This window comes from Pseudomonas sp. GL_090 (genome assembly GCF_057837765.1).
Map to the genome: position 1 here is coordinate 5,438,130 of NZ_CM174452.1, position 24,595 is coordinate 5,462,724.

At 59.9% G+C, this 24,595-nt stretch carries 21 protein-coding genes; 15 read left to right on the top strand and 6 right to left on the bottom strand.

Going from position 1 to position 24,595, the window contains the following annotated elements; all coding sequences use genetic code 11:
* The 4 genes from AC3ITA_RS24535 to mrcB all read right to left on the bottom strand — a co-directional run bounded on the left by AC3ITA_RS24535 (position 1) and on the right by mrcB (position 5,631).
* Positions 1–1,725 (bottom strand): acetolactate synthase 3 large subunit, encoded by a 1,725-nt coding sequence (locus AC3ITA_RS24535; protein WP_095945529.1) that lies wholly within the window; start codon positions 1,723–1,725, stop codon positions 1–3.
* A gap of 483 nt (positions 1,726–2,208) precedes the next feature.
* The gene (locus tag AC3ITA_RS24540) at positions 2,209–2,544 is read right to left on the bottom strand and encodes a YqcC family protein (protein ID WP_095945498.1); all 336 of its coding nucleotides are present in this window, start codon (positions 2,542–2,544) and stop codon (positions 2,209–2,211) included.
* On the bottom strand, positions 2,544–3,296 hold the full coding sequence (locus AC3ITA_RS24545; RefSeq protein ID WP_489278582.1) for a tetratricopeptide repeat protein: 753 nt from the start codon (positions 3,294–3,296) through the stop codon (positions 2,544–2,546). Before AC3ITA_RS24545 ends, AC3ITA_RS24540 begins: the two co-directional genes overlap by 1 nt.
* Before the next feature lie 16 nt (positions 3,297–3,312).
* Positions 3,313–5,631, bottom strand: a complete 2,319-nt coding sequence (gene mrcB, locus AC3ITA_RS24550; protein WP_095945500.1) for a penicillin-binding protein 1B — start codon at positions 5,629–5,631, stop codon at positions 3,313–3,315.
* Between the two features lie 116 nt (positions 5,632–5,747).
* On the opposite strand from mrcB, the gene AC3ITA_RS24555 reads away from it, so the two are divergent.
* The 4 genes from AC3ITA_RS24555 to AC3ITA_RS24570 all read left to right on the top strand — a co-directional run bounded on the left by AC3ITA_RS24555 (position 5,748) and on the right by AC3ITA_RS24570 (position 8,958).
* The gene (locus AC3ITA_RS24555; RefSeq protein ID WP_414928723.1) at positions 5,748–7,304 is read left to right on the top strand and encodes a bifunctional aminoglycoside phosphotransferase/ATP-binding protein; all 1,557 of its coding nucleotides are present in this window, start codon (positions 5,748–5,750) and stop codon (positions 7,302–7,304) included.
* A gap of 91 nt (positions 7,305–7,395) precedes the next feature.
* The gene (locus AC3ITA_RS24560; RefSeq protein ID WP_414928722.1) at positions 7,396–7,740 is read left to right on the top strand and encodes a pentapeptide repeat-containing protein; all 345 of its coding nucleotides are present in this window, start codon (positions 7,396–7,398) and stop codon (positions 7,738–7,740) included.
* A gap of 247 nt (positions 7,741–7,987) precedes the next feature.
* A complete protein-coding gene (locus AC3ITA_RS24565) occupies positions 7,988–8,260 on the top strand; it encodes a TfoX/Sxy family protein (RefSeq protein WP_008053897.1) in 273 nt (90 codons plus the stop codon).
* A 380-nt stretch (positions 8,261–8,640) separates the two neighbouring features.
* On the top strand, positions 8,641–8,958 hold the full coding sequence (locus AC3ITA_RS24570) for a Rieske (2Fe-2S) protein (RefSeq protein WP_150672730.1): 318 nt from the start codon (positions 8,641–8,643) through the stop codon (positions 8,956–8,958).
* Here AC3ITA_RS24570 and sfsA read toward each other — a convergent pair.
* Together sfsA and AC3ITA_RS24580 are read right to left on the bottom strand one after the other, a co-directional pair.
* The gene (gene sfsA / locus AC3ITA_RS24575) at positions 8,955–9,668 is read right to left on the bottom strand and encodes a DNA/RNA nuclease SfsA (RefSeq protein WP_150672729.1); all 714 of its coding nucleotides are present in this window, start codon (positions 9,666–9,668) and stop codon (positions 8,955–8,957) included. The two genes, AC3ITA_RS24570 and sfsA, sit on opposite strands and share 4 nt — an antisense overlap.
* Positions 9,668–10,840 (bottom strand): pyridoxal phosphate-dependent aminotransferase, encoded by a 1,173-nt coding sequence (locus AC3ITA_RS24580; RefSeq protein WP_150672728.1) that lies wholly within the window; start codon positions 10,838–10,840, stop codon positions 9,668–9,670. Before AC3ITA_RS24580 ends, sfsA begins: the two co-directional genes overlap by 1 nt.
* Before the next feature lie 333 nt (positions 10,841–11,173).
* Here AC3ITA_RS24580 and dksA point away from each other — a divergent pair, with 333 nt between their 5' ends.
* The 11 genes from dksA (at position 11,174) to pgi (ending at position 24,567) form a co-directional block, all read left to right on the top strand.
* Positions 11,174–11,614, top strand: coding sequence for an RNA polymerase-binding protein DksA (dksA, locus tag AC3ITA_RS24585; protein ID WP_008053890.1), 441 nt, complete (start codon positions 11,174–11,176; stop codon positions 11,612–11,614).
* 201 nt (positions 11,615–11,815) lie between these two features.
* Positions 11,816–12,709: a tRNA glutamyl-Q(34) synthetase GluQRS gene (gluQRS, locus tag AC3ITA_RS24590; protein ID WP_414928720.1), complete on the top strand. Its 894-nt coding sequence runs from the start codon at positions 11,816–11,818 to the stop codon at positions 12,707–12,709.
* A 77-nt stretch (positions 12,710–12,786) separates the two neighbouring features.
* Positions 12,787–12,963, top strand: a complete 177-nt coding sequence (locus AC3ITA_RS24595; RefSeq protein ID WP_003176118.1) for a hypothetical protein — start codon at positions 12,787–12,789, stop codon at positions 12,961–12,963.
* Positions 12,947–15,901 carry a sensor histidine kinase gene (locus AC3ITA_RS24600; RefSeq protein ID WP_172435390.1) on the top strand — a complete coding sequence of 985 codons (2,955 nt, stop codon included), beginning with the start codon at positions 12,947–12,949 and terminating at the stop codon, positions 15,899–15,901. Before AC3ITA_RS24595 ends, AC3ITA_RS24600 begins: the two co-directional genes overlap by 17 nt.
* 22 nt (positions 15,902–15,923) lie before the next feature.
* Positions 15,924–17,363, top strand: coding sequence for a sigma-54-dependent transcriptional regulator (locus AC3ITA_RS24605; RefSeq protein ID WP_095945507.1), 1,440 nt, complete (start codon positions 15,924–15,926; stop codon positions 17,361–17,363).
* A 796-nt stretch (positions 17,364–18,159) separates the two neighbouring features.
* Positions 18,160–19,560: a polynucleotide adenylyltransferase PcnB gene (locus AC3ITA_RS24610; RefSeq protein ID WP_191628388.1), complete on the top strand. Its 1,401-nt coding sequence runs from the start codon at positions 18,160–18,162 to the stop codon at positions 19,558–19,560.
* Between the two features lie 3 nt (positions 19,561–19,563).
* Positions 19,564–20,049: a 2-amino-4-hydroxy-6-hydroxymethyldihydropteridine diphosphokinase gene (gene folK / locus AC3ITA_RS24615; protein ID WP_095945510.1), complete on the top strand. Its 486-nt coding sequence runs from the start codon at positions 19,564–19,566 to the stop codon at positions 20,047–20,049.
* A gap of 385 nt (positions 20,050–20,434) precedes the next feature.
* Positions 20,435–21,235: a 3-methyl-2-oxobutanoate hydroxymethyltransferase gene (panB, locus tag AC3ITA_RS24620; protein WP_095945511.1), complete on the top strand. Its 801-nt coding sequence runs from the start codon at positions 20,435–20,437 to the stop codon at positions 21,233–21,235.
* Complete coding sequence (panC, locus tag AC3ITA_RS24625; protein ID WP_095945512.1) at positions 21,232–22,092, top strand: pantoate--beta-alanine ligase; 861 nt, start codon at positions 21,232–21,234, stop codon at positions 22,090–22,092. The genes panB and panC overlap by 4 nt, the downstream gene beginning before the upstream one ends.
* Positions 22,093–22,298: 206 nt before the next feature.
* Complete coding sequence (gene panD, locus AC3ITA_RS24630; RefSeq protein ID WP_003228271.1) at positions 22,299–22,679, top strand: aspartate 1-decarboxylase; 381 nt, start codon at positions 22,299–22,301, stop codon at positions 22,677–22,679.
* A gap of 223 nt (positions 22,680–22,902) precedes the next feature.
* Positions 22,903–24,567, top strand: coding sequence for a glucose-6-phosphate isomerase (pgi, locus tag AC3ITA_RS24635; protein WP_489278587.1), 1,665 nt, complete (start codon positions 22,903–22,905; stop codon positions 24,565–24,567).
* Positions 24,568–24,595 lie beyond the last annotated feature (28 nt).

A 24,595-nucleotide genomic window follows, 5' to 3' on the forward strand; every position in this document is an offset into this window, starting at 1 on the left:
TTAGGTACGCTCCGTCTTGCTCAGCCACATATCGCGCATGGAGCCGTCTTTGATCTGCATCGGGTAGACGTGCTCGCTGGTATCGACCGAAATATCGATCACCACCAGGCGATCTTTCATGGCGAACGCTTCTTCCATCTTCGACTTCAAATCTTTCGATTCAGTGATGCGCACGCCAACGTGGCCATAGGCCTCTGCCAGCTTGACGAAGTCAGGCAACGACTCCATGTAGGAGTGCGAGTGACGGCTGCCGTAGCTCATGTCCTGCCACTGACGAACCATACCCAGAACGCCGTTGTTCAGAATGACGATTTTTACCGGCAAACCGTATTGCAGGCAGGTGGACAGTTCCTGGATGTTCATCTGGATACTGCCTTCGCCCGTTACACAGGCGACGTCCGCATCCGGATAGCTCAACTGAATGCCCATGGCCGCCGGAAAACCGAAGCCCATGGTGCCCAGGCCACCGGAGTTGATCCAACGGTTCGGCTTGTTGAACTTGTAGTACTGCGCCGCGAACATCTGGTGCTGACCCACGTCGGAGGTCACAAAGGCGTCGCCCTTGGTCACTTCGCACAGGGTTTCGATCACGGTCTGCGGCTTGATGACGCTGCCGTCGCCCTTGTCGTAAGGGAACAGACCGCGATCACCACGCCACTCGTCAACCTGCTTCCACCAACTGGCAACGGACTCCTTGTTCGGGGTCTCGCCGATTTCCTTGAGGATCGCGACCATTTCGGTCAGGACGCTCTCGACCGGACCGACGATAGGCACGTCGGCCTTGATGGTCTTGGAGATCGAAGCCGGGTCGATGTCGATGTGAATGATCTTGGCGTTCGGGCAGAACTTGGCCGGGCCGTTGATCACGCGGTCATCGAAGCGCGCGCCGACGGCGAGGATCACATCAGCATGATGCATCGCCAGGTTGGCGGTGTAGCTGCCGTGCATGCCGAGCATGCCGATGAACTGACGGTCGGTGCCAGGGAAGCCACCGAGGCCCATCAGGGTATTGGTCACTGGCAGGTTGAGCATCTTCGCCAGTTCGGTCAGTGGTGCGGAACCACCGCCGAGAATCACACCGCCGCCCGAGTACAACACTGGGCGCTTGGCCGCCAGGAGCATTTCTGCCGCCTTGCGGATTTGACCGGAGTGACCGCGAACAGCCGGGCTGTAGGAGCGCAACTTGGCTTTTTTCGGGAAGACGTATTCGAACTTCTCGGCCGGATTGGTCATGTCTTTCGGAATATCGACGACGACCGGACCAGGACGACCGGATTGCGCCAGGTAGAACGCCTTCTTCATGACTTCCGGGATTTCCGACGCATGCTTGATCATGAAGCTGTGCTTCACGATCGGCCGGGAGATACCGATCATGTCGGTTTCCTGGAACGCATCGGTGCCGACCATGGTGCTAGGCACCTGACCGGAGATGATCACCATTGGAATGGAGTCCATGTAGGCGGTCGCGATACCGGTAATGGCGTTTGTTGCGCCAGGACCGGAAGTCACCAGTACCACACCGGCTTTACCGGTGGCACGGGCGTAGCCGTCAGCCATATGGGTAGCCGCTTGTTCGTGACGAACCAGGATGTGGGTCACTTCCGGTTCTTTGAACAGGGCATCGTAGACATGAAGAAGAGCACCACCCGGGTACCCGTAGATATATTTGACGCCTTCGTCACGCAAGAAGCGGACGAGCATCTCACCGCCAGATAAAAGCTCCACGTTGCTCACCTCTAAAACGCCAGAATACCGCCCACGAAAAATGGGACGGGTCTTAATAGGTTTACTTCTCGGCAGAGCATGAGCGACGGTGGTCGCCGACTACGTCAGCACTGACTGAGCAAGTATTGGGATCGTCCCAAGTGTTGCGGGGCTTTCCCACCCAGCGCGAGGTAACGCGTTGCGGGTGTAACAGGTCGACGCGGATATGCGCCTCATGATCTGCTGAGAGGGTCTGCTTCTGGCAGTCCCTGTACAGCGGACTTTGGATTCTTCTGTTTCGTCCTTCGCAAGTCAAGTCGTCTATGTGCTTTATTCTACTAAGCACATGAGAACGCAAGAAAAAACCCGTAAATCAGCCCTGTGTTAGCTTCGATTGCGCAACTTTTGGCAAAAAATTGGCACTCGAATGCACTTCCCCTGCAGCGGCTGACAAAATAGAGAGATATTGTGAACAACTGCCAGCGGATGCTGGCAGCTTCTGGCTCAGCGGGACGCTGTGATCAACTGATCAAACTGCTTGAGCAATACCTGCAACTGCCGATCCTTGCCCTGGACATTGCGCCCGGCAAAAACCATTTCAGCCATTTCCTGAATGCCTGAAGCGTTGGGTAGCGGCAAATCCTGCTCGAGGATCATCTTCATGCGTGGCAGGAAGATCCATTGCAGCCATTGCTCGAAATCCAGTGTATCGACCGAAAACGGCTCGACACTGGAAAGCGCTTCGGCAGAGGGCGAAACTTCATCCCACCACCCTTGCATCCGCAACTCGCGCTCGATCAACAACAGTTGATCGGCGATTTTCAGAAAGCGCGCATCCATCACAGCGTTACCTTGGCCTTCTGGCGAGCCAATGCAGCACCCTGGGAGTCACCCTGCTTTTCGCGCGCCTGGGCAATCAGCTCCCACAAGTTGGCCTGAAGGGCTGGACGGCCGTTGGCGAAGGTCAGCCCACGGCGAGCGAACTGTTCGGCCTGGGCGGCATCACCTTGAGCCATGCGCACCTGCGCCAGACGGTAAAGCACCTGCGGCTCACGCGGGGCAACGCGTTGTGCGCGTTCGAGGCTGGAGGAGGCACCGTTGAGATCACCGCTCGCCTGTTGCTGTTGAGCGGTGGTCAGCAAAGCCAATACCGGGCTGTCCAGTTGCTCGTCGGCGGAAAGTCCGCCCGAACTGGCCGATGGAATCCCGCTTGGCGACGACGGCATGCTGTAGCTGCCCTGATTGATCGGCGCCGATTGGACCGGCGACGTGTCAATCGGCCCCGGGGTGATCGGACCCGGGGTGATCGGACCCGGGGTGATCGGCGTGGTGCTGATCGGCGTCGACGTCGTTGCCGCGCCTGGCACCATCACCACAACGCCGGTGTCGCCCTGCGGAATCGCCTGGGTCTGCGACTGACCTTGCGCAGGACGCTTGACGGTCGTCTGGCGGAAACCGCCATTGGCCGAGATCCGCTCACTGTTGGATACGGCGGTGCCGGAATCCACGACCGGAATCGAGCCACGTTGTACGCTGGAACAGCCGCTGAGCAAAGCTACGGCGGCAACCGCTGGAATCAACCACTTGTTCACTTGAAACCCTCTTTGCTTAATTCATCCAGCCCTTGACCCAGTCCATCACCGACTCAGCAGGGTTTTCACCACCGCAAGCGGCGCCGGGAGGCGGTTCGCTGCCGCGAATATACGGCATCTGCACGGCACCCGGGCAACCGGCGTCAGAACCTTGCCCGGTTCGCGAGTCCACCCAGGCCTGAACGATATTATCCGGCTGCGGCATGTCCAGCGGCAACGGGTCGGCCTTGCGCATGAAGCTGGTCCAGACCTGCAAGGCCCCGGTGGCGCCGGTGAATGGCGTCTTGCCATTGTCGTCGCGACCCAGCCAGACCACCGCCAGCAAATCCTGGCTAAAACCGGCAAACCAGCTGTCCCGCGAGTCGTTACTGGTACCGGTCTTGCCCGCCAGGGTCAGGGTCCTTGGCAGCACGTTATAGACCGAGCTGCCCGTACCTTCACGCATCACCCGCTGCATGGCGCTCTGGATCAGGTAAATGGAGGCCGGATCGAAACGCTGCTGAATCTGGAACGGATAACGCTTGAGCGGTTCGCCCTCGGCAGTCAGCACGCTACGAATCCCGCGCATCGGCGTATTGAAACCGCCGTTGGCGAGGGTCTGGTACATGGTCGCCACTTCGATCGGCGTCATGCCGCCAGCGCCAAGCAACATCGACGGGAAGGCAGGGAATTCACGGGTCACACCCAGGCGCTCCACCGTCTTCAGGACGTTCGGCACACCGACCGCCAAACCGAGACGCGCGGTCGACAGGTTGTAGGAATGCGCCAGACCTTGATAGAGGAACACCGTACCGTGAGACCGACGATCATAGTTCTGCGGTTTCCAGACCTGACCGTCCGCGCCTTTGACCGAGAAGGATTCGTCCGACAGCCAGCTGGTCAACGTGTACTGGCTCGGTTTCTCCAGTGCGGTCAGATAAACCGCCGGCTTGATCAGCGAGCCGATCGGCCGTACCGCATCCAGCGCCCGGTTGAACCCGGCAAAGCTGGCCTGGCGACTGCCGATCATGGCCTGCACTTCCCCGGTCTCCGGGTTGGTCACGACCATTGCCGCCTCGACGTCATCGGAACCCTTGCGCCCCGCCAGACGCTTGAAGGTGTCGTTGACCGAGGCTTCAGCCTTCATCTGCAGGATCGGGTCGAAGCTGGTGAAGATCCGCAGACCTTCCTCGGTCAAGTCTTCGTCGCGATAGTCTTCGCGCAACTGACGCTTGACCAGATCGAGGAAGCCGGGGAACGAGCTGTCCGCCAGACTGCCGCGCTTGGTCACGCCCAGCGGCATTTTCTTCGCCGCCTCAACCTGCTCGGCAGTCGCAACGCCCTGCTCTTGCAGCACATCGAGTACCAGGTTGCGCCGCTCGAGGGCACGCTCTGGATAACGACGAGGGTTATAGGAAGAAGGCCCCTTGACCATGCCCACCAGCAGCGCGACTTGATGCAGCTTGAGCTCGGCCAGCGGCTGACTGAAAAAGAACTGGCTGGCCAGACCGAAACCGTGCACCGCGCGCTGACCGTCCTGCCCGATAAACACTTCGTTGAGGTAAGCCTCAAGAATTTCGGACTTGTCGTAATGCAGTTCAAGCAGCAGCGCCATCATCGCTTCGGTGAGTTTGCGGCTCAGGCTGCGCTCGTTGGTCAGGTAGAAGTTTTTGACCAACTGCTGAGTCAGGGTACTGCCGCCCTGACGCATGCGCCCGGACGAACCGTTGACCCAGATTGCACGGGCGATCGACTTCGGCGACACACCAAAGTGATGATAGAAATCACGGTCCTCGACCGCCACCAGGGTTTCAAGCAGGTACGGTGGCACCTGATCGATCTTGATCAGAATCCGGTCTTCGAGGTTTTTCGGGTACAGGCCGCCGATCAGCAGTGGCTCCAGGCGCACCACCGACAGTTTCGAGCCTTTTGCCCCCGCCAACTCGGCTACGTAATCGCCGGAGAAACGCACCCGCACCGGTTGCGCTTGCTCCATGCCTTCATAGAACTGGAAGCCACGGGTGTTCAGATCAACGGTATTGCCGTTGACCGACGCCGCTCCCGGACCATTGGCCACGCTTTCACGGCGATAGCCCAGGGCATCGAGTTCGGTCAGGAAATCATCCCTGCTCAGTTTCTGTCCGACGAACAGTTCGAGCGGGCGCGCGTAAACCTTGGCCGGAATGGTCCAGCGCTTGCCGGAGAACTTCTCCTGGACGATTGCATCAAGGTAAACGGCGAATCCGGCCAGCACCACAAGGGCGACCAGACTGAGTTTAATGGCCCAGCCCAGCCACGGGCGCAGGCCCCTGGAGGGTGGTTTTTTCGGGGTGCGGGGAGTTCGAGTACGAGTCATGGCGGCGGATTATACGCACTTTATTCATCCTCAACAGGAGCGCTCCGAGGTTTGCGTCAAGCGGACTTGCGGCCATAATGACGGCCTTGAATTTTCCAGACTCTGAAGGATCGCCTGTGAGCCAGTCCCTGATCGCTGCCCTGCAAAACCCTGCCCTCTACCCGCATCCTGTAGAGGGATTCCAGGTCATCGAGACCCATATTTCCTGGGTACTGCTCACCGGCCCCTATGCCTATAAAGTGAAGAAGCCGGTCAATTTCGGTTTTCTCGACTTCACCAGCCTTGAGGCTCGCGAACACTTTTGCGCTGAAGAGCTGCGCCTGAACCAGCGCCTGACCGACGATTTGTACCTTGAAGTGCTGCCCGTCACCGGCAGCGCCGAGGCTCCGCAACTGGGCGGCGAAGGCCCGGCCATCGAATATGTACTGAAGATGCGCCAGTTCTCGCAAACCGGCTTGCTCAGCACCCTGCAAGCCAATGGCGAACTGACCACCGCGCACATCGACGAGATGGCCGAGCAAATCGCCCGCTTCCACCTCAACGCACCGAAAGTGCCGGCCGGGCACGAAGCCGGCACCCCGGACAGCGTCATGGCGCCAGTGCGGCAGAACTTCGAACAGATCCGTCCGTTCCTCAGCGACAAGGCCGACCTGTTGCAACTCGACGCCCTGCAAGCCTGGGCCGAAAGCAGTTTCGAACGTCTCAAGCCGCTGCTCGCCCAGCGCAAGGCCGAAGGTTTCATTCGTGAATGCCACGGTGACATCCACTTGGGCAACGCCACCGTGATCAACGGCAAGGTCGTGATCTTCGACTGCATCGAATTCAACGAACCGTTTCGCTTTACCGACGTTTACGCCGACACCGGCTTCCTGGCGATGGACCTGGAAGATCGCGGCCTGAAGTGCCTGGCGCGTCGCTTCATCAGCCAGTACCTGGAACTGACCGGCGACTATCGCGGCCTCGAACTGCTGAACTTCTATAAAGCCTACCGCGCACTGGTTCGTGCCAAGGTTGCCCTGTTCAGCATGCCGGCCGACGCTACTGCTGTGCAGCGCGCCACGACCCTGCGCCAGTATCGCAATTACGCCAACCTGGCGGAAAGCTACAGCACCATTCCTTCACGCTTCATGGCCATTACCCACGGTGTTTCCGCTGTCGGCAAGAGCCATGTCGCCATGCGTCTGGTCGAAGCCCTGGGCGCGATTCGCCTGCGTTCCGATGTCGAGCGCAAGCGCCTGTTCGGCGAGCAAACCGTCGAGAACGACGTACAGGCCGGCATCTATAGCGCCGACGCCAGCGCGGCAACCTATGCCCGCCTGCACGAAATCGCCGACGCCATTCTGCGTGCGGGCTTCCCGGTGGTGGTCGACGCCACTTACCTCAAGCAAGATCAGCGTGACAGTGCAGCGAAGGTTGCCGAAGCCACCGGCGCACCCTTCCTGATCCTCGACTGCAATGCGCCACAGGCCGTGATCGAAAGCTGGCTGGCCATGCGCCAGGCGGACAAGAAAGACCCGTCCGACGCCACCCTGGCTGTTATCGCAGCGCAGCAAGCCAGCCGTGAAGCGCTGACACCCGCGGAAATCCTCTGCAGCAAGCGCGTCCAGACCAATGAAAGCGGGACGCTCGATACCGTTGTCGCGCAAATTCGTCAGCGCCTTCCGGGCCTGTAAGGAAGTTTTTCAGCCGTGAAGCCTCCGCTGGCTTCACGGCCGTCAAATAGTGGCACTATACTGGCGTCATAAAACCAACAGGTGATGCGACATGAGCCAGCCGAAACTTCTCGACACACCGCTGTATGCCCTGCTGCACAAAGACGACATCAAAGGCTTCAACAGTGAACGCCCCAAGGGTGGCCCCATCGACATGGTGGGTGGAGATTTCCGGGGGCTGGACCTGCGCGAGTTGAATGCCGACGGCGTGGATTTCAGCGACGCCTACTTCCGCTCCGCCGACTTGCGTGGCATCGATTTTCGCAAAGCTAACCTGGAAGGCGCGAGCCTGGCTCACGCGCAAATCTCCGGTACTTACTTTCCGGTGGAACTCAGTGCCGACGAAATCCTGATGTCGATGAACTTCGGCACGCGATTGCGCTATCGCACCCGCTGATCATCGTCGCTGACTGAAACCTCCAGCGTCTCTCGTTGCGCTGGGCTGCGGGGATGTTCGCCCTTGATTCCCATACTCTGCCCCGCCTCTTTCTCCTGCACTCACAGTCTTATGAGCCCACTGCCAATACTCGTTTCTTAGAAGCTTTTGCGTCGTAAACGAGCAAACAATCACGCTTTTCCTACTGATGGCTACACTCCTCAGAAGATTGCCCACGCTCTCCATTCGGCCATCGCAAGGAGGCTTGATGAATGATGAACTGCAACACCTGAAGAATCTTGGCAAGACGTCAGCGCAATGGCTGCATGCCGTGGGCATCCATAGCGCTTCGGACTTGCGTCGCCTCGGGGCGGTGGATGCCTATCGGGCCGTGCGCACGCGCGGTTTTCGGGCGTCCAAGGTGTTGCTGTACGCAATTGAAGGCGCCCTGATGGACGTTCACTGGAATGATATTCCAGCCGAGCGCAAGGAAGCCCTGAACAAACAACTGGAAGCCATTTCTACACGCCACAAGAATTGATCCGACAAATATTTCTGAAGCTTTGCAACCTGAAACCCAATGATTACGAGGCCGGCAGGTACAATTGCGGCGAATCGCAAAGAAATCGAAAAACAGCGGTTGACTTGGTAATGAGAATCGATATGATTATCACAACTGGTCGCGAGACTGGTCGATATTCTGAAAAGCCCTTGGTTCGGACTCTCGGATTATCTCCTCATCAGGCTAATCACGGTTATTTGACCCGGCTCTTGCCGGGTCTTTTTTTGCCTGTGGAAAAGTACTGACAGGGTCAGGTGTAGCGTCCTTCCAAGGATTCCACGGGCAAGTCCGCCATTTGATAGCATTCAACACTCAAGCTCGGACATATCCGGTCACGAGCCGCGGGACCGAGGACAGACATGAAGTTGCTTTGCGCAGGTGCCGAGCTGGTCAATGACAGCAGCCGCGGGTTCGACATCGATGGTCAAAAGTTTTTTGCAGTGCGCCGCAGTGGCCAGGTTTACGTCTACATCAATCGCTGCCCGCACCGGGGCGTTGCCCTGGAGTGGCATCCCGACCAGTTTCTCGACCCCAGCAACAGCCTGATCCAGTGCGCCACCCATGGCGCACTGTTCCTGATCGAAGACGGTGAATGCGTCGCCGGCCCTTGCGCGGGGCAAACCTTGACCAGCGTGGCCTGCCGCGAGGATGAACAAGGAATCTGGATCAGCCGTTAGCCACCCGGCAACACGTCCAGCCGCCGCTCGACCAGCATTTCTTCATGGCTCAACCGCACACCGTAGGCCAACACCTCGACCCCACAGGCAATCGCCTCACTCAGGGCCCGCGCATAAACCGCATCGATTTCCTGTGCCGGGCGCACAGCCTCGATGTCGGTGAGGCAAACACAGTACAACTGCACCGCGCGAATACCGTCCCTGGCCAGGTGCGCCAGCTCCCGCAGATGCTTGGCGCCACGCAGGGTGACCGCATCGGGAAACGCCGCCACCGCCGTACCATCGAAGCCCAGGGTCACGCTTTTGACTTCGACGTAGGCCGGCCCTTCGGGGTAATCGAGGCGAAAATCGATACGACTGTTTTCCTGACCATAAGCCACTTCGCGTTTGAGCCCGGTAAACCCGTTCAGCTCGGTGATGACGCCCGCTCGCAGCGCCTCTTCGATCAAACCATTGGCACGGGCGGTGTTCACGCAAAACAGCCGCCCTTGCGGGGTTTCACCGACCTCCCAGGTACCGGGCAACTTGCGTTTCGGATCGTTGGAGCGACTGAACCAGACCTGCCCGCCTTCGACCTGACAATTGAGCATCGAGCCTGTGTTCGGACAGTGAATGGTCAGCAATTCGCCGCCAACGGTTTCGATATCGGCGAGAAAACGCTTGTAACGTCGGATCAGGCGCCCTTCTTCGAGGGGAGGATGAAAACGCATCAGCCTTGCCAGCTCCGCAACCCACGGGCAATGCGCTCGACCGCCTCCTGCAAACGCTCGAGATTTTGCGTGTAGGCGAACCGCACATGATGTCCGGCCTGATAACGCCCGAAGTCCAGCCCCGGGGTGAATGCCACATGTTCGGTCTCGAGAAAATGCTTACAGAACGCGAAGGCATCGCCGCCGAACTTGCTGATATCGGCGTACAAATAGAAAGCCCCTTCGGGCTCCACGGCAATGCCGAAGCCCAATTCACGCAAGGCCGGCAGCAGGTAATCCCGACGCCGGCCAAATTCGGCGCGACGCTCTTCGAGAATGCTGATGGTTGCCGGCTCGAAACAGGCCAGCGCAGCGTGCTGTGCCATGCTTGGAGCACTGATATAGAGATTTTGGGCGAGTTTTTCCAGCTCACCGACGGCCGCGTCGGGGGCCACCAGCCATCCGAGCCGCCAACCGGTCATTCCGAAGTACTTCGAGAAACTGTTCAGAACGAACGCACTGTCGTCGACTTCCAGCACGCTGGCCGCATCGGTGCCGTAGGTCAGGCCGTGATAAATCTCGTCGACCACCAGATGACCGTGGCGCTCCCTGATCGCGACAGACAGCTTCGCCAGCTCGTCGCGGGTCAGGATCGTGCCGGTCGGATTGGCTGGCGACGCCACCAATGCGCCGACGCTGTCGTGGTCCCAATGACGCTCGATCAGGCCCGGCGTCAATTGATAACGCACATCCGGGCCGACCGGCACCAGTTGTGCCGCGCCTTCGACCAGTCGCAGGAAGTGCCGGTTACACGGGTAGCCCGGGTCCGCCAGCAGCCAGTGTTTACCGGGGTCGACCAGCAAAGCGCTGGCCAGCAGCAATGCGCCGGACCCGCCAGGCGTGATGAGGATGCGCCGCGGGTCGATGTTCAAGCCATAACGCTGCTGATAAAAGCCCGAAATGGCCTCACGCAGCTGCGGAATGCCGCGCGCGGCAGTGTACCGGGTCTTCCCCGCTGCAAGCGCAGCCTGGCCGGCCTGGATGATCGGTTCGGCGGTGGTGAAGTCCGGCTCGCCGATTTCCAGGTGAATCACATCGTGACCGGCCGCCTGCAATTCATTGGCCCGCGCCAACAGCGCCATGACATGGAAAGGTTCGATCGCGCGACTGCGGGCACTGTAGGACTGAGCCATTGGCCTTCCTTCAACGGAAAAAAAACCGATTCTACCCAAGCGCAGGAACGAGCGAGAACCTAAAGCGGTCAGAGGCCTTGTAACACCGATCACAAACGACTCAAGCGCGCGCGCAAGGTTTGACTAAAATCAATAATTGAGCACGGTTCCAGAGCCACCAGACAACGGTTTGTCATCATTTGCAAGCACCCTGTGCCGCGAGCTCGACATCCGGGAGTAGCGCGGCCCGAGTTGATCTGGTAAGTTCGCCCGCTTGCAGCCGCAGGGCCGGCAGGTGTCGGTGATGGAGCAATCCTGCGCAGATGGATTACAAGAGTAGAGGCGGTCTATTTCATGTCCACCCAAGCAAAGCAGCAAAACCAGACGATCAGCGGCTTCGAGCCCTATGTTCAGAAAACCGGCGAAGAGTACATGGGCGAGCCCATGCGCAAGCACTTCACCAAGGTCCTGAATCAGTGGAAAAAAGAGCTGATGGAAGGTGTCGACAAGACCGTGGACCACATGAAGGACGAAGCGGCCAACTTTCCTGATCCGGCAGACCGTGCCAGCCAGGAAGAGGAATTCGCCCTCGAACTGCGTGCCCGCGACCGTGAACGCAAGTTGATCAAGAAGATCGACAAGACACTTCAGTTGATCGAAGACGAAGAGTACGGCTGGTGTGAATCCTGCGGCATCGAGATTGGCGTCAAGCGTCTCGAAGCGCGCCCTACCGCCGACCTGTGCATCGACTGCAAGACCCTGGCGGAAATCAAGGAAAAGCAAGTCGGCAAATAATGGCGACTTGAACGAAGAACGGAGCGTGCGAACGCTCCGTTTTTGTTTCCAGAATTCGCCTCGGCAATACACTGTGGGAGCGAGCCTGCTCGCGAAGGGGCCATCAACTTCAACATCGATGCTGGCTGATACACCGCATTCGCGAGCAAGCTCGCTCCCACAGGTGCCTGGCGCAAGCCCGAAACAAGTGACATTGTATTCATGACCGCCACCTCCCCCACTTACATCGGGCGCTTCGCCCCCACCCCTAGCGGCCATCTGCACTTCGGTTCGCTGGTCGCCGCACTGGCCTCCTACCTCGACGCGCGCTCGGTGGGCGGACGCTGGCTGATGCGCATGGAAGACCTTGATCCACCCCGCGAGGAACCCGGCGCCCAGGCGGCCATTCTCAAGGCCCTGGAAAGCTATGGCTTCGAATGGGATGGCGACCTGGTTCGCCAAAGCGATCGGCACGATGCCTACGCCGAGGTGCTCGATCGCCTGTTCAATCAAGGCCTGGCCTACGCCTGCACCTGCTCGCGCAAACAGCTGGAGCCGTATCACGGGATTTATCCGGGGCTGTGCCGAAATGCCGGCCATGGCACTGAGGATGCAGCCATCCGCCTGCGCGTACCGGAACTGGAATACCACTTCATCGACCGGGTGCAGGGCCAATACCGCCAGCATCTGGGGCGGGAAGTCGGCGATTTCGTGATCCGCCGCCGCGACGGGCTCTACGCCTATCAATTGGCCGTGGTCCTGGACGACGCCTGGCAGGGCATCACCGATATCGTTCGCGGTGCCGACCTGCTGGACTCCACGCCCCGCCAGCTCTACCTGCAAGAACTGCTCGGCCTGCCGCAACCGCGTTATCTGCATATCCCGCTGATTACCCAGCCGGATGGCAACAAACTCGGCAAGTCCTACCGCTCGCCACCGTTGACCGAGGATCAGGCTACGCCCCTGCTGCTGCGGGCGTTGCGGGCGCTGGGACAGAACCCTGGAACCGAACTGACGTACGCCACGCCATGGGAAGTGCTGAATTGGGGCATTGCCCACTGGGATGCCTCGCTGATCCCGCGCACTCTGAGCCTGCCCGAGGCACAGCTATTGTGATCGCACTTGCAGTGGCGCGCCCATCCGTTACCATCGCCGCACGTTATCGGGCACACGCATAAAAAAGAGAGGCCGGGATGTACATCTATCGCTTGGTCCTGCTTTTGGTAGTGGGCATTTACCTGTTTTCCCCGGCCATCATGGATTGGTGGATCGACGCCACTGGCGCCTGGTATCGCCCTTATCTGCTCTGGCTGATTCTGATCGTCGTGACCTTCATCCTGCAGAGCCAAAAAGATGCCGATGAGCTTTAGCCTGACCCAGATGATCCTGATCAGCGCCGCGTACCTGGCGGTGCTGTTCGGCGTTGCCTGGATCAGCGAACGGGGCATGATTCCCCGGGCGATCATTCGCCACCCGCTGACTTACACCCTGTCACTGGGCGTCTACGCCAGCGCCTGGGCGTTTTACGGCACCGTGGGCCTGGCCTATCAGTACGGCTACGGCTTTTTGTCCAGCTACCTGGGGGTTTCCGGGGCATTCCTGCTGGCGCCGGTGCTGCTCTACCCGATCCTGAAGATCACCCGCACCTATCAACTGTCGTCGCTGGCGGACCTGTTTGCCTTCCGCTTCCGCAGTACCTGGGCCGGCGCGCTGACCACGATTTTCATGCTGGTCGGCGTACTGCCGCTGCTGGCCTTGCAGATTCAGGCGGTCGCCGACTCCATCGGTATCCTCACCCAAGAGCCTGTACAACATCGCGTGGCCCTGAGCTTCTGCGCCTTGATTACGCTGTTCACGATTTTCTTCGGCTCCCGCCACATCGCCACCCGCGAAAAGCATGAAGGCCTGGTGTTCGCGATTGCCTTCGAGTCGGTGATCAAGCTGATCGCCCTCGGCGGTGTCGGGCTGTATGCGCTGTACGGCGTGTTCGACGGCCCGCAACAGCTTGAACTGTGGCTGTTGCAAAACCAGACCGCTCTTGCTGCCCTGCACACGCCCTTGCAGGAAGGCCCGTGGCGTACATTGCTGCTGGTGTTCTTCGCCTCGGCGATCGTGATGCCGCACATGTATCACATGACCTTTACCGAGAACCTCAACCCGCGCTCGCTGGTCAGTGCGAGCTGGGGCCTGCCGCTGTTCCTGTTGCTGATGAGCCTGGCGGTGCCGCTGATTCTCTGGGCCGGCCTGAAGCTCGGCGCCACCACCAACCCGGAATACTTCACCCTGGGCATCGGCATTGCCGCCAACAGCAAGGCTTTGGCGTTGCTGGCCTATGTCGGCGGACTGTCCGCCGCCAGTGGCCTGATCATCGTCACCACGCTGGCGCTGTCCGGGATGGCCTTGAACCACCTGGTGCTGCCGCTGTATCAACCACCGGCCGAAGGCAACATCTACCGCTGGCTGAAGTGGACCCGCCGGGCGCTGATTGTCGCCATCATCATGGCCGGCTACGGCTTCTACCTGATGCTCGGTGCCGAGCAGGACCTGGCCAACCTCGGCATTGTCGCTTTCGTCGCCACGCTGCAGTTCCTGCCGGGCGTGCTCTCGGTCCTGTATTGGCCGACCGCCAACCGTCGCGGCTTCATCGCCGGCTTGCTGGCGGGGATCCTGGTGTGGCTGGTGACCATGCTGTTACCGCTGGTCGGCAACCTGCAAGGCTTCTACATTCCGCTGCTGAACATGATCTACGTGCTGGACGACACCAGCTGGCACATGGCGGCGATTGCCTCGCTGGCGGCCAACGTGCTGATGTTCACCCTGATCTCGCTGTTTACCAACGCCAGCACCGAAGAGGCCAGCGCTGCCGAAGCCTGCGCCGTGGATAACGTGCGCCGTCCGCAACGCCGGGAACTGCACGCCGCCTCGCCCCAGGAATTCGCCACGCAACTGGCCAAGCCACTGGGTGCGAAAGCGGCGCAGAAAGAGGTGGAACAGGCACTACGCGACCTCTATCTGCCTTTCGACGAACGCCGACCCTATGCCCTGCGCCGCCTGCGTGACCGCATCGAGGCCAACCTCTCCGGCCTGATGGGCCCGAGCGTGGCCCAGGACATGGTCGAGACGTTCCTGCCGTACAAGGCTGGCGGCGAAAACTACGTCACCGAAGACATTCACTTCATCGAAAGCCGGCTCGAGGATTACCACTCGCGATTGACCGGCCTGGCCGCCGAACTCGATGCCCTGCGCCGCTATCACCGCCAGACCCTGCAGGAATTGCCGATGGGCGTTTGCTCGCTGGCCAAGGATCAGGAAATCCTCATGTGGAACAAGGCCATGGAGGAACTGACCGGCATCGCCGCGCAGCGCGTGGTCGGTTCGCGCCTGAGTACCATTGCCGACCCATGGAAAGAACTGCTGCAAGGATTCATCAATCTGCCGGACGAACACTTGCACAAACAGCACCTGGCCCTAGACGGCCAGACACGCTGGCTGAACCTGCACAAAGCGGCGATCGACGAACCCCTAGCGCCGGGTAACAGCGGCTTGGTGTTGCTGGTGGAAGATTTGACCGAAACCCAGATGCTCGAGGATAAACTGGTGCACTCCGAGCGTCTGGCCAGCATCGGTCGACTGGCGGCCGGCGTGGCCCATGAAATCGGCAACCCGATCACCGGTATCGCGTGCCTGGCGCAGAACCTGCGCGAAGAACGTGAAGAAGACGGCGAGTTGAAGGAAATCAGCGGCCAGATCCTCGAGCAGACCAAACGCGTGTCGCGCATCGTCCAATCGCTGATGAGTTTTGCCCATGCCGGCAGCCATCAGCACAGCGACGAGCCCGTCTGTCTGGCCGAAGTGGCTCAGGATGCCATCGGCCTGCTGGCCCTGAACCGACGCAATTTCGAAGTGCAGTTCTACAACCTGTGCGACCCCGAACACTGGGTCGAAGGCGACCCGCAACGGCTGGCCCAGGTATTGATCAACCTGCTGTCAAACGCCCGTGACGCCTCGCCTCCCGGCAGTGCGGTACGAGTCAAGAGCGAAGCCGGCGAACACACGGTCGATCTGATCGTGGAAGACGAAGGCAGCGGTATTCCGTCGAACATCATGGACCGATTGTTCGAACCTTTCTTCACCACCAAGGACCCTGGCGAAGGCACCGGTCTGGGCCTTGCACTGGTCTATTCCATCGTTGAAGAGCATTATGGACAAATCACCATCGACAGCCCGGCTGATGTTCAAAGCCAACGCGGCACCCGAATCAGGGTTACCTTGCCGCGTCATGTCGAAGCGACGTCCGCTGTGAACTGAGACCGTCGAGAGTATCGAATCAATGCCGCACATTTTGATCGTCGAAGACGAAACCATTATCCGCTCTGCCTTACGCCGCCTGCTGGAACGTAACCAGTACCAGGTCAGCGAAGCCGGATCAGTGCAGGAAGCACAAGAACGCTTCACCATTCCCTCGTTCGACCTGATCATCAGTGACCTGCGCCTGCCGGGCGCGCCTGGCACGGAGTTGATCAAGCTCGCCCAGGGCACGCCGGTGCTGATCATGACCAGCTATGCCAGCCTGCGCTCGGCGGTCGACTCGATGAAAATGGGTGCGGTGGACTACATTGCCAAGCCATTCGACCATGACGAAATGCTGCAAGCCGCCGCACGCATCCTGCGTGACCGACAAACGGTACAAGCCGGCGGCGAAGCGGTTACCGGCAAAGCCGCCAACGGCGCGGCGAAATCCGGGACCGACAACAGCAACGGTGAAATCGGCATTATCGGCTCGTGCCCACCGATGCAGGACCTGTACGGCAAGATCCGCAAAGTGGCACCGACCGACTCCAACGTTCTGATCCAGGGCGAATCGGGTACTGGTAAAGAACTGGTGGCGCGCGCCCTGCACAACCTGTCCAAACGCGCCAAGGCACCGATGATTTCGGTGAACTGCGCGGCGATTCCGGAAAGCCTGATCGAATCCGAACTGTTCGGCCACGAAAAAGGCGCATTCACCGGCGCCAGCGCCGGACGCGCCGGCCTGGTGGAAGCGGCGGACGGCGGCACCTTGTTCCTCGACGAAATCGGCGAACTGCCACTGGAAGCCCAGGCTCGCCTGCTGCGCGTATTGCAGGAAGGCGAAATTCGTCGCGTGGGCTCGGTGCAGTCGCAGAAAGTCGATGTGCGCCTGATCGCCGCGACTCACCGCGACCTCAAGAGCCTGGCGAAGATCGGCCAGTTCCGCGAAGACTTGTATTACCGCCTCCACGTTATCGCGCTGAAGCTTCCAGCCCTGCGCGAACGCGGTGCGGACGTCAACGAAATCGCCAATGCGTTCCTGGCGCGGCAAAGCGCGCGAATCAACCGCACCGACCTGAAGTTCGCCGCGGATGCCGAGCAAGCCATTCGTCACTACTCCTGGCCGGGTAACGTTCGCGAACTGGAAAACGCCGTCGAGCGCGCCGTTATCCTGTGCGAAAGCCCGGAAATTTCCGCCGAGCTGCTGGGCATCGACATCGAACTGGGCGACCTGGAAGACGACGAGTTCATTGGCCTGGCGCCCCAACAAGGCAACGGCAACACCGGTAACAGCAACCACGAACCGACCGAAGACCTCTCCCTGGAAGACTACTTCCAGCATTTCGTCCTCGAACATCAGGACCACATGACCGAAACCGAGCTGGCCCGCAAGCTCGGAGTCAGCCGCAAATGCCTGTGGGAGCGCCGTCAGCGCCTGGGCATCCCGCGGCGCAAGACCGGGGTGGCCAGCGAAAGCTGAACCGCACCTGTCTCATGTGCGGGGTAACACGTGACTTTGTGAAAAAACTGTTACCTCAGCTTTTTCACGTAACAAAAGCCGGGGCTTACGGTAACGAAGCCCCGGCTTTTTTTGGCCATCGAAATACCTGCAGACCGGCCTAACCCCTTGTTTTATTGGGTTTCGCAAAAGTTGGCACGCACCCTGCTATATGTTTGGTACAAGAACAATAACAAGCAATGCACAAGACAATAAAAATAAGACGAATCGACTCACGCACAATAAAAACAAGACGGCGAGAGGCGCAGCTAACTGATTCTTTTGGAGAGGCGTTGTATTTGGGGCTTGCCCCACGACCAGGCCGAGAACAACAAAAAACTGTCTTAAGACAGAGCCTGTACTGGTTGGATCGAAAGATCACTGCAATTCAGCGACCAAAGCAATCCGTTTGCTCTTGGCTCCCGATTGGGAGGGTCATGAAGGAAAGCTTCATGGCGAGGGCGCTCAACAAAAACAAGAAGCCCGAAACCAAAAATAAAAATAGAGCATGCAACTACTTCTTGGGGAGCTTCGGCTCCCCTTGTGGTTTCTGCGATTCGGAAAACCCCTGTGGGAGCGGGCCTGCTAGCGAAAAACCCATTGGCGCCGCTGGACACCTGATTCCCGCATTATCGTTAACGACCATCGCGAGCGTGCTCGCTCCTACAAGGTCAATTTGCGCCGTCCTACACCATCCCCCGACTAAATGCTAGAATCCCCGCCCATCATGCGGTCATTCTTCTGTTATGGCCGAATATTCCTTCAAACAGTGCATCCCATGCTGAAGAAGCTGTTCCAGTCATTCCGTACTCCCAAGCGTCCTACGCAACACATTCGCAGCACGCCTGAAGTGCTCAACAGCGGCCAACACTCGCTGCAGAAGGCGCAATTCAGCCGCTACGCGGTGAACATCGTTGAACGCCTGCAGAGCGCCGGTTATCAGGCCTACCTGGTGGGCGGTTGCGTGCGCGACATGCTGTTGGGTATCACACCGAAAGATTTCGACGTAGCCACCAGCGCCACACCCGAGCAGGTACGGGCCGAATTCCGTAACGCGCGAATCATCGGGCGCCGGTTCAAACTGGTGCACATCCACTTCGGCCGCGAAATCATCGAAGTCGCGACCTTCCGCGCCAATCACCCGCAAAACGAAGACGAGGAAGACAGCAACCAGTCTTCGCGCAACGAAAGCGGGCGCATCCTGCGCGATAACGTCTATGGCACCCTGGAAGAAGACGCGCAACGTCGCGACTTCACTATCAATGCCTTGTATTACGATCCGGTCAGCGAACGCATCCTCGATTACGCCAACGGCGTACACGACATCCGCAATCACCTGGTCCGCCTGATCGGCGATCCGACGCAACGCTACCAGGAAGACCCGGTACGGATGCTGCGGGCCGTGCGCTTCGCCGCCAAGCTGAACTTCGGCATCGAAAAACACAGCGCCCTGCCGATCCGCGGCCTGGCGCCGATGCTGCGCGAGATCCCGTCGGCCCGCCTGTTCGAAGAGGTGCTCAAGCTGTTCCTCTCCGGCCATGCCGCCGATACGTTTGAAATGCTGGTCGACCTGCAGTTGTTCGATCCACTGTTCCCGGCCAGCGCCGAAGCACTGGAATACAACCCGACGTACACCCATACCCTGATCAGCGAAGCCCTGATCAATACCGACCTGCGGATCAAGCAGAACAAACCGGTAACCCCGGCGTTCCTGTTTGCAGCCCTGCTCTGGCCTGCCCTGCCGGCCCGCGTCCTGCGTCTGCAGGAGCGTGGCATGCCGCCGATTCCGGCGATGCAGGAAGCGGCACACGAGCTGATCGCCGAGCAGTGCCAGCGCATCGCGATTCCGAAACGTTTCACCATGCCGATCCGCGAGATCTGGGACATGCAGGAACGCCTGCCCCGCCGCAGCGGCAAGCGTGCCGATCTGCTGCTGGACAATCCGCGCTTCCGTGCCGGCTACGACTTCCTGCTGCTACGCGAAAGCGCCGGCGAGCAGACCGATGGCCTGGGCGAATGGTGGACGGACTATCAGGACGCCAACGAAAGCGAGCGTCGCGACATGATTCGCGACCTCAGCGGCAAGGACGAAGGCACCGGCGCCCCGCGCAAGCGTCGCCGCAGCGGGGGATCCAAGCGAAAACGCACCGCCGGCGCGTCGAGCACCACGGGCGAGTAATCCATGGAACGCATCTACATCGGCATGGGCAGCAATCTGGCTGACCCCGCCGAACAATTACGCAGCGCCGTCGAGGCGCTGGCGCAGTTGCCGCAATCGGAGCTGGTCGGGGTATCCGCGTTTTATCAAAGCGACTCGCTGCTACCCGGACAACCGCGCTACACCAACGCGGTGGCCGCTCTCGACAGCACGCTGGCGCCGCTCGACCTTCTGGATGCCTTGCAGGCTATCGAAAACGGCCAGGGTCGCGAGCGCCTTGAGCGCTGGGGACCGCGCACACTGGATCTCGACATCTTGCTGTTCGGTGATCGCCTGATCGACGAACCGCGCCTCAAGGTTCCCCATTACCACATGCAGGAACGGGCCTTCGTGCTGTATCCGCTGGCGGAACTGACCCCTGCGGATCTGCGCCTGGCCGATGGCCGGATCTTGGCCGAACTGCTCAAGGCATGCCCGTTCGTCGGCCTGGAACGCCTCCCCCAGATTTGACGAAGATCCCCTGTGAGCGAGCCTGCTCGCGATAGCGGTAGTACATTCAATATTGATATGGACTGACACACCGCCATCGCGAGCAGGCTCGCTCCCACATTGGTTTGTGACGAACACAAAAGTGCAGCCAACCGCCGAATCGAACAAACCTGCTGAATCGCATCAGTTACCCCGGTAACACCCCACCCGTAACAATGCGGTAACACACGCAATTGACTTCCCTCGTTCTCCTCACGACTATAGGCGTCCCGCTGCCGCCTACACGGCGTTCAAGGGCGCAATCCAGGCCTTAAAAGCACGACGAAAGAGCGTGCGCCTGTATTCAACGAAGAATCACGCGCGTTACTCGCAGTAGTTTCCACAGCGCCTGAATGAGGAACTTTTCATGCCAGCCATCACCCTGACCACCCTGCAAGGTCTGAAGCAAAAAGGTGAAAAGATCACCATGCTGACCTGCTACGACGCGACCTTCGCCCACACCTGCAACCAGGCCGGTGTCGAAGTGCTGCTGGTGGGCGACTCCCTCGGCATGGTTTTGCAGGGCCACGACAGCACCTTGCCTGTCACCACTTCCGAAATGGCTTACCACGTGGCCGCCGTCAAACGCGGTAACAGCGATGCCCTGATCCTCGCCGACCTGCCTTTCATGGCCTACGCCACCACCGAGCAAGCCATGACCAACAGCGCCCTGTTGATGCAGGCCGGCGCGCACATGGTCAAGGTCGAAGGAGCGTTGTGGCTGGCCGATTCGATCCGCCTGCTGGCCGAGCGCGGCATCCCTGTCTGCGCGCACATGGGCCTGACGCCGCAGTCGGTGAACATCCTGGGCGGCTACAAGGTCCAGGGTCGCAATGAAAACCAGGCGCGGCAGATGCGTGCCGACGCGATCGCCCTGGAACAGGCTGGCGCGGCAATGCTGCTGCTCGAGTGCGTCCCGAGCGAACTGGCGGAAGAAATCACCCAGGCGGTGAAGATTCCGGTGATCGGTATTGGCGCCGGCAATCGCACCGATGGCCAGGTGCTGGTTCTGCACGACATGCTGGGCCTGTCCATTACCGGGCGCATGCCGAAATTCGTGAAAAACTTCATGACCGGCCAGACCAGCATTGAAGCTGCATTGAATGCCTACGTGACTGAAGTCAAAGCGGCGACTTTCCCTGGAATCGAACACGGATTCTCTGCATGAACACCGTAAAAACCGTACGCGAACTGCGGGCCGCCGTGGCCCGAGCCCGTAGCGAAAGCAAGCGCATCGCCTTTGTGCCAACCATGGGCAACCTGCACAGCGGCCACGTGGCGCTGGTGACCAAAGCCTCCCAACGGGCGGACTTCGTGGTGGCGAGCGTTTTCGTCAACCCGCTGCAATTCGGTGCTGGCGAAGACCTCGACAAGTACCCGCGCACCCTCGCCGCCGACCAGGAAAAACTGCTCCAGGCCGGTTGCCATCTGCTGTTTGCCCCGACCGTTGAAGAGATGTATCCCGACGGCATGGCCGGCCAGACCCGCGTCAGCGTCCCGCAATTGTCCGAAGGCTTGTGCGGCGCCAGCCGTCCGGGGCACTTCGAAGGCGTGGCGACTGTGGTCAGCAAGCTGTTCAACATGGTCCAGCCGGACCTGGCGATTTTCGGCGAGAAAGACTTCCAGCAACTGGCGGTGATTCGCGCACTGGTTCATGACCTGAACATGCCGATCCAGATCATCGGTGAGCCTACTGTTCGCGCAAGCGATGGCCTGGCGCTGTCGTCGCGCAACGGTTTCCTCAGCGAAGAGCAACGCGCTGTGGCACCGGTGGTCTACCGCACGCTGAATGCGATCGGCGAAGCGATCAAGCAGGGCGAACGCGACTACCCGACGCTGATCGGCACCCAGATCAAACAGCTCGAAGCAGCAGGCCTGCGTCCTGATTATCTGGAAATCCGCCACGCCCTGACCTTGCGCCCGGCAACGGCGCAGGATCGTGACCTGGTGATTCTGGTGGCGGCGTTCCTCGGTACGACGCGGTTGATCGACAACCTGCACCTGAACCTCGACGCGCCAAACTAATCACCGAAATTCACCTGTAGGAGCGAGCCTGCTCGCGATGAACTCCGACGCGCCGCGTACATTCAGGAAACACGCGTAATCGTTAACGTCCATCGCGAGCAGGCTCGCTCCCACAGGGGCGCTTCTGCGTCCAAAAAGACTGTATTGCCGCCCACAACCCCTTCGGGCAAACTGCCCGCCGTTCGATTCCGACCTGGGAAATACTCATGCACGCCATCATGCTCAAAGCCAAGCTGCATCGCGCCGAAGTCACCCACGCTGTACTCGATTACGAAGGCTCCTGCGCCATCGACGGTGAATGGCTGGACCTGTCCGGCATTCGTGAGTACGAACAGATCCAGATCTACAACGTCGACAACGGCGAGCGTTTCACCACCTACGCCATCCGTGGCGAGGAAGGTTCGCGCATGATCTCGGTCAACGGCGCCGCCGCGCACAAGGCCAAGGTTGGCGATCGCGTGATCATCTGCGCTTACGCCCATTACAGCGAAGCCGAACTGCTCAACTTCAAACCGCGCATGCTCTACATGGCACCGGGCAATGAACTGAGCCACACCAGCAACGCCATTCCGGTCCAGGTCGCCTGACCCGAGCCTGTCTCTTCCGTTTGTCGGACCATTCCTAACTTCGATGTTAAAAAAGTACCGGAAACAGGTCAGACAAAGTCAAGACAGATCATTGCGCGGGGTTTACTGTAGTCGCCCTGCGCCATGAAATCGTGTCGACGCAGTTGACCGGAACGCCCACCCACAGCGCTCCGGGATTTTTAGTGTTCAAAAGGCCGTTCAAGTAATAAGGAAACCCGCAGCGATGGCGTATTACCGCACTCCTCATGACGTTACCGCTCTGCCTGCCTGGCAAGCGTTGAATGACCACCGCCAAGCCATGCAGGATTTCAGCATGCGCGAAGCCTTCAATGCCGATCCGCAGCGTTTTACCCAATTCACCCTCAGCAGCTGCGGCCTGTTTCTCGACTATTCGAAAAACCTGATCAACGCCGAGACCCGCAATCTGCTGGTGGACCTGGCCAACGAAGTCGACCTCAAGGGCGCGATCAAGTCACTGTTCGATGGCGAAATCGTCAACGCATCCGAAGGCCGTCCGGCCCTGCACACGGCCCTGCGCCGCCCGGTCGGCGACAAGCTGTCGGTCAACGGCGTCAATGTGATGCCCGAAGTGCACAAGGTGCTGAACCAGATCACCGACCTCGTCGGCCGTATCCACGACGGTCTGTGGCGCGGTTACACCGAAAAACCGATCACCGACGTGGTGAACATCGGCATCGGTGGTTCCTTCCTCGGCCCTGAGCTGGTGTCCGAAGCGCTGCTGTCCTACGCCCAGAAAGGCGTGCGTTGCCACTATCTGGCAAACATCGACGGCAGCGAATTCCACGAACTGGCCATGAAGCTGCGCGCCGAGACCACGCTGTTCATCGTCTCGTCGAAATCCTTCAACACCCTCGAAACCCTGAAGAACGCCCAGGCCGCCCGTGCCTGGTATCTGGCCCAGGGTGGTTCGGAAGCCGAGCTGTATCGCCACTTCATCGCGGTATCGAGCAACAACGCCGCCGCTGTGGCGTTCGGCATCCGCGAAGAAAACATCTTCCCGATGTGGGACTGGGTCGGCGGGCGCTACTCGCTGTGGTCGGCCATCGGATTGCCGATTGCCCTGGCCATCGGCATGTCGAACTTCAAGGAATTGCTGTCCGGTGCCTACACCATGGACCAGCACTTCCAGACCGCGCCGTTCGAACAGAACATGCCGGTGCTGCTGGCCCTGCTCGGCGTGTGGTACGGCAACTTCTGGGGCGCGCAAAGCCACGCGATCCTGCCATACGATCACTACCTGCGTAACATCACCAAGCACCTGCAACAGCTGGACATGGAGTCCAACGGCAAGAGCGTGCGCCAGGACGGCAAGCCGGTTTCCACCGACACCGGGCCGGTGATCTGGGGCGGCGTCGGCTGCAACGGTCAGCACGCCTACCACCAGTTGCTGCACCAGGGCACCCAACTGATCCCGGCCGACTTCATCGTGCCGATCGTCAGCTTCAACCCGGTGTCCGACCACCACCAGTGGCTGTACGCCAACTGCCTGTCGCAGAGCCAGGCGCTGATGCTCGGCAAGACCCTGCCTGAGGCCGAAGCCGAACTGCGCGACAAAGGCATGAGCGAAGACGATGTGCAGAAGCTCGCGCCGCACAAGGTGATCCCGGGCAACCGTCCGAGCAACACCCTGGTAGTCGAACGCATCAGCCCCCGTCGCCTCGGCGCTCTGGTGGCGATGTACGAACACAAAGTCTTCGTGCAAAGCGTGATCTGGGGCATCAATGCCTTCGACCAGTGGGGTGTGGAGCTGGGCAAAGAGCTGGGCAAAGGCGTCTACAACCGCCTGGTCGGCAGCGAAGAAACCCCGGCCGAGGACGCCTCGACCCAGGGGCTGATCAATTACTTCCGTGGTCGTCACCGCGGGTGATTTGAAGCCTGCCCACAGAGTGTGTATT

Coding starts and splice junctions, on each gene's coding strand:
- AC3ITA_RS24605 (WP_095945507.1), top strand. CDS start 15,924: ATGCCGCACATTTTGATCGTCGAAGACGAAACCATTATCCGCTCTGCC.
- sfsA (WP_150672729.1), bottom strand. CDS start 9,668: ATGCGTTTTCATCCTCCCCTCGAAGAAGGGCGCCTGATCCGACGTTAC.
- AC3ITA_RS24540 (WP_095945498.1), bottom strand. CDS start 2,544: ATGGATGCGCGCTTTCTGAAAATCGCCGATCAACTGTTGTTGATCGAG.
- panB (WP_095945511.1), top strand. CDS start 20,435: ATGCCAGCCATCACCCTGACCACCCTGCAAGGTCTGAAGCAAAAAGGT.
- panD (WP_003228271.1), top strand. CDS start 22,299: ATGCACGCCATCATGCTCAAAGCCAAGCTGCATCGCGCCGAAGTCACC.
- folK (WP_095945510.1), top strand. CDS start 19,564: ATGGAACGCATCTACATCGGCATGGGCAGCAATCTGGCTGACCCCGCC.
- mrcB (WP_095945500.1), bottom strand. CDS start 5,631: ATGACTCGTACTCGAACTCCCCGCACCCCGAAAAAACCACCCTCCAGG.
- AC3ITA_RS24560 (WP_414928722.1), top strand. CDS start 7,396: ATGAGCCAGCCGAAACTTCTCGACACACCGCTGTATGCCCTGCTGCAC.
- AC3ITA_RS24600 (WP_172435390.1), top strand. CDS start 12,947: ATGCCGATGAGCTTTAGCCTGACCCAGATGATCCTGATCAGCGCCGCG.
- AC3ITA_RS24595 (WP_003176118.1), top strand. CDS start 12,787: ATGTACATCTATCGCTTGGTCCTGCTTTTGGTAGTGGGCATTTACCTG.
- AC3ITA_RS24565 (WP_008053897.1), top strand. CDS start 7,988: ATGAATGATGAACTGCAACACCTGAAGAATCTTGGCAAGACGTCAGCG.
- pgi (WP_489278587.1), top strand. CDS start 22,903: ATGGCGTATTACCGCACTCCTCATGACGTTACCGCTCTGCCTGCCTGG.
- AC3ITA_RS24610 (WP_191628388.1), top strand. CDS start 18,160: ATGCTGAAGAAGCTGTTCCAGTCATTCCGTACTCCCAAGCGTCCTACG.
- gluQRS (WP_414928720.1), top strand. CDS start 11,816: ATGACCGCCACCTCCCCCACTTACATCGGGCGCTTCGCCCCCACCCCT.
- dksA (WP_008053890.1), top strand. CDS start 11,174: ATGTCCACCCAAGCAAAGCAGCAAAACCAGACGATCAGCGGCTTCGAG.
- AC3ITA_RS24580 (WP_150672728.1), bottom strand. CDS start 10,840: ATGGCTCAGTCCTACAGTGCCCGCAGTCGCGCGATCGAACCTTTCCAT.
- AC3ITA_RS24570 (WP_150672730.1), top strand. CDS start 8,641: ATGAAGTTGCTTTGCGCAGGTGCCGAGCTGGTCAATGACAGCAGCCGC.
- panC (WP_095945512.1), top strand. CDS start 21,232: ATGAACACCGTAAAAACCGTACGCGAACTGCGGGCCGCCGTGGCCCGA.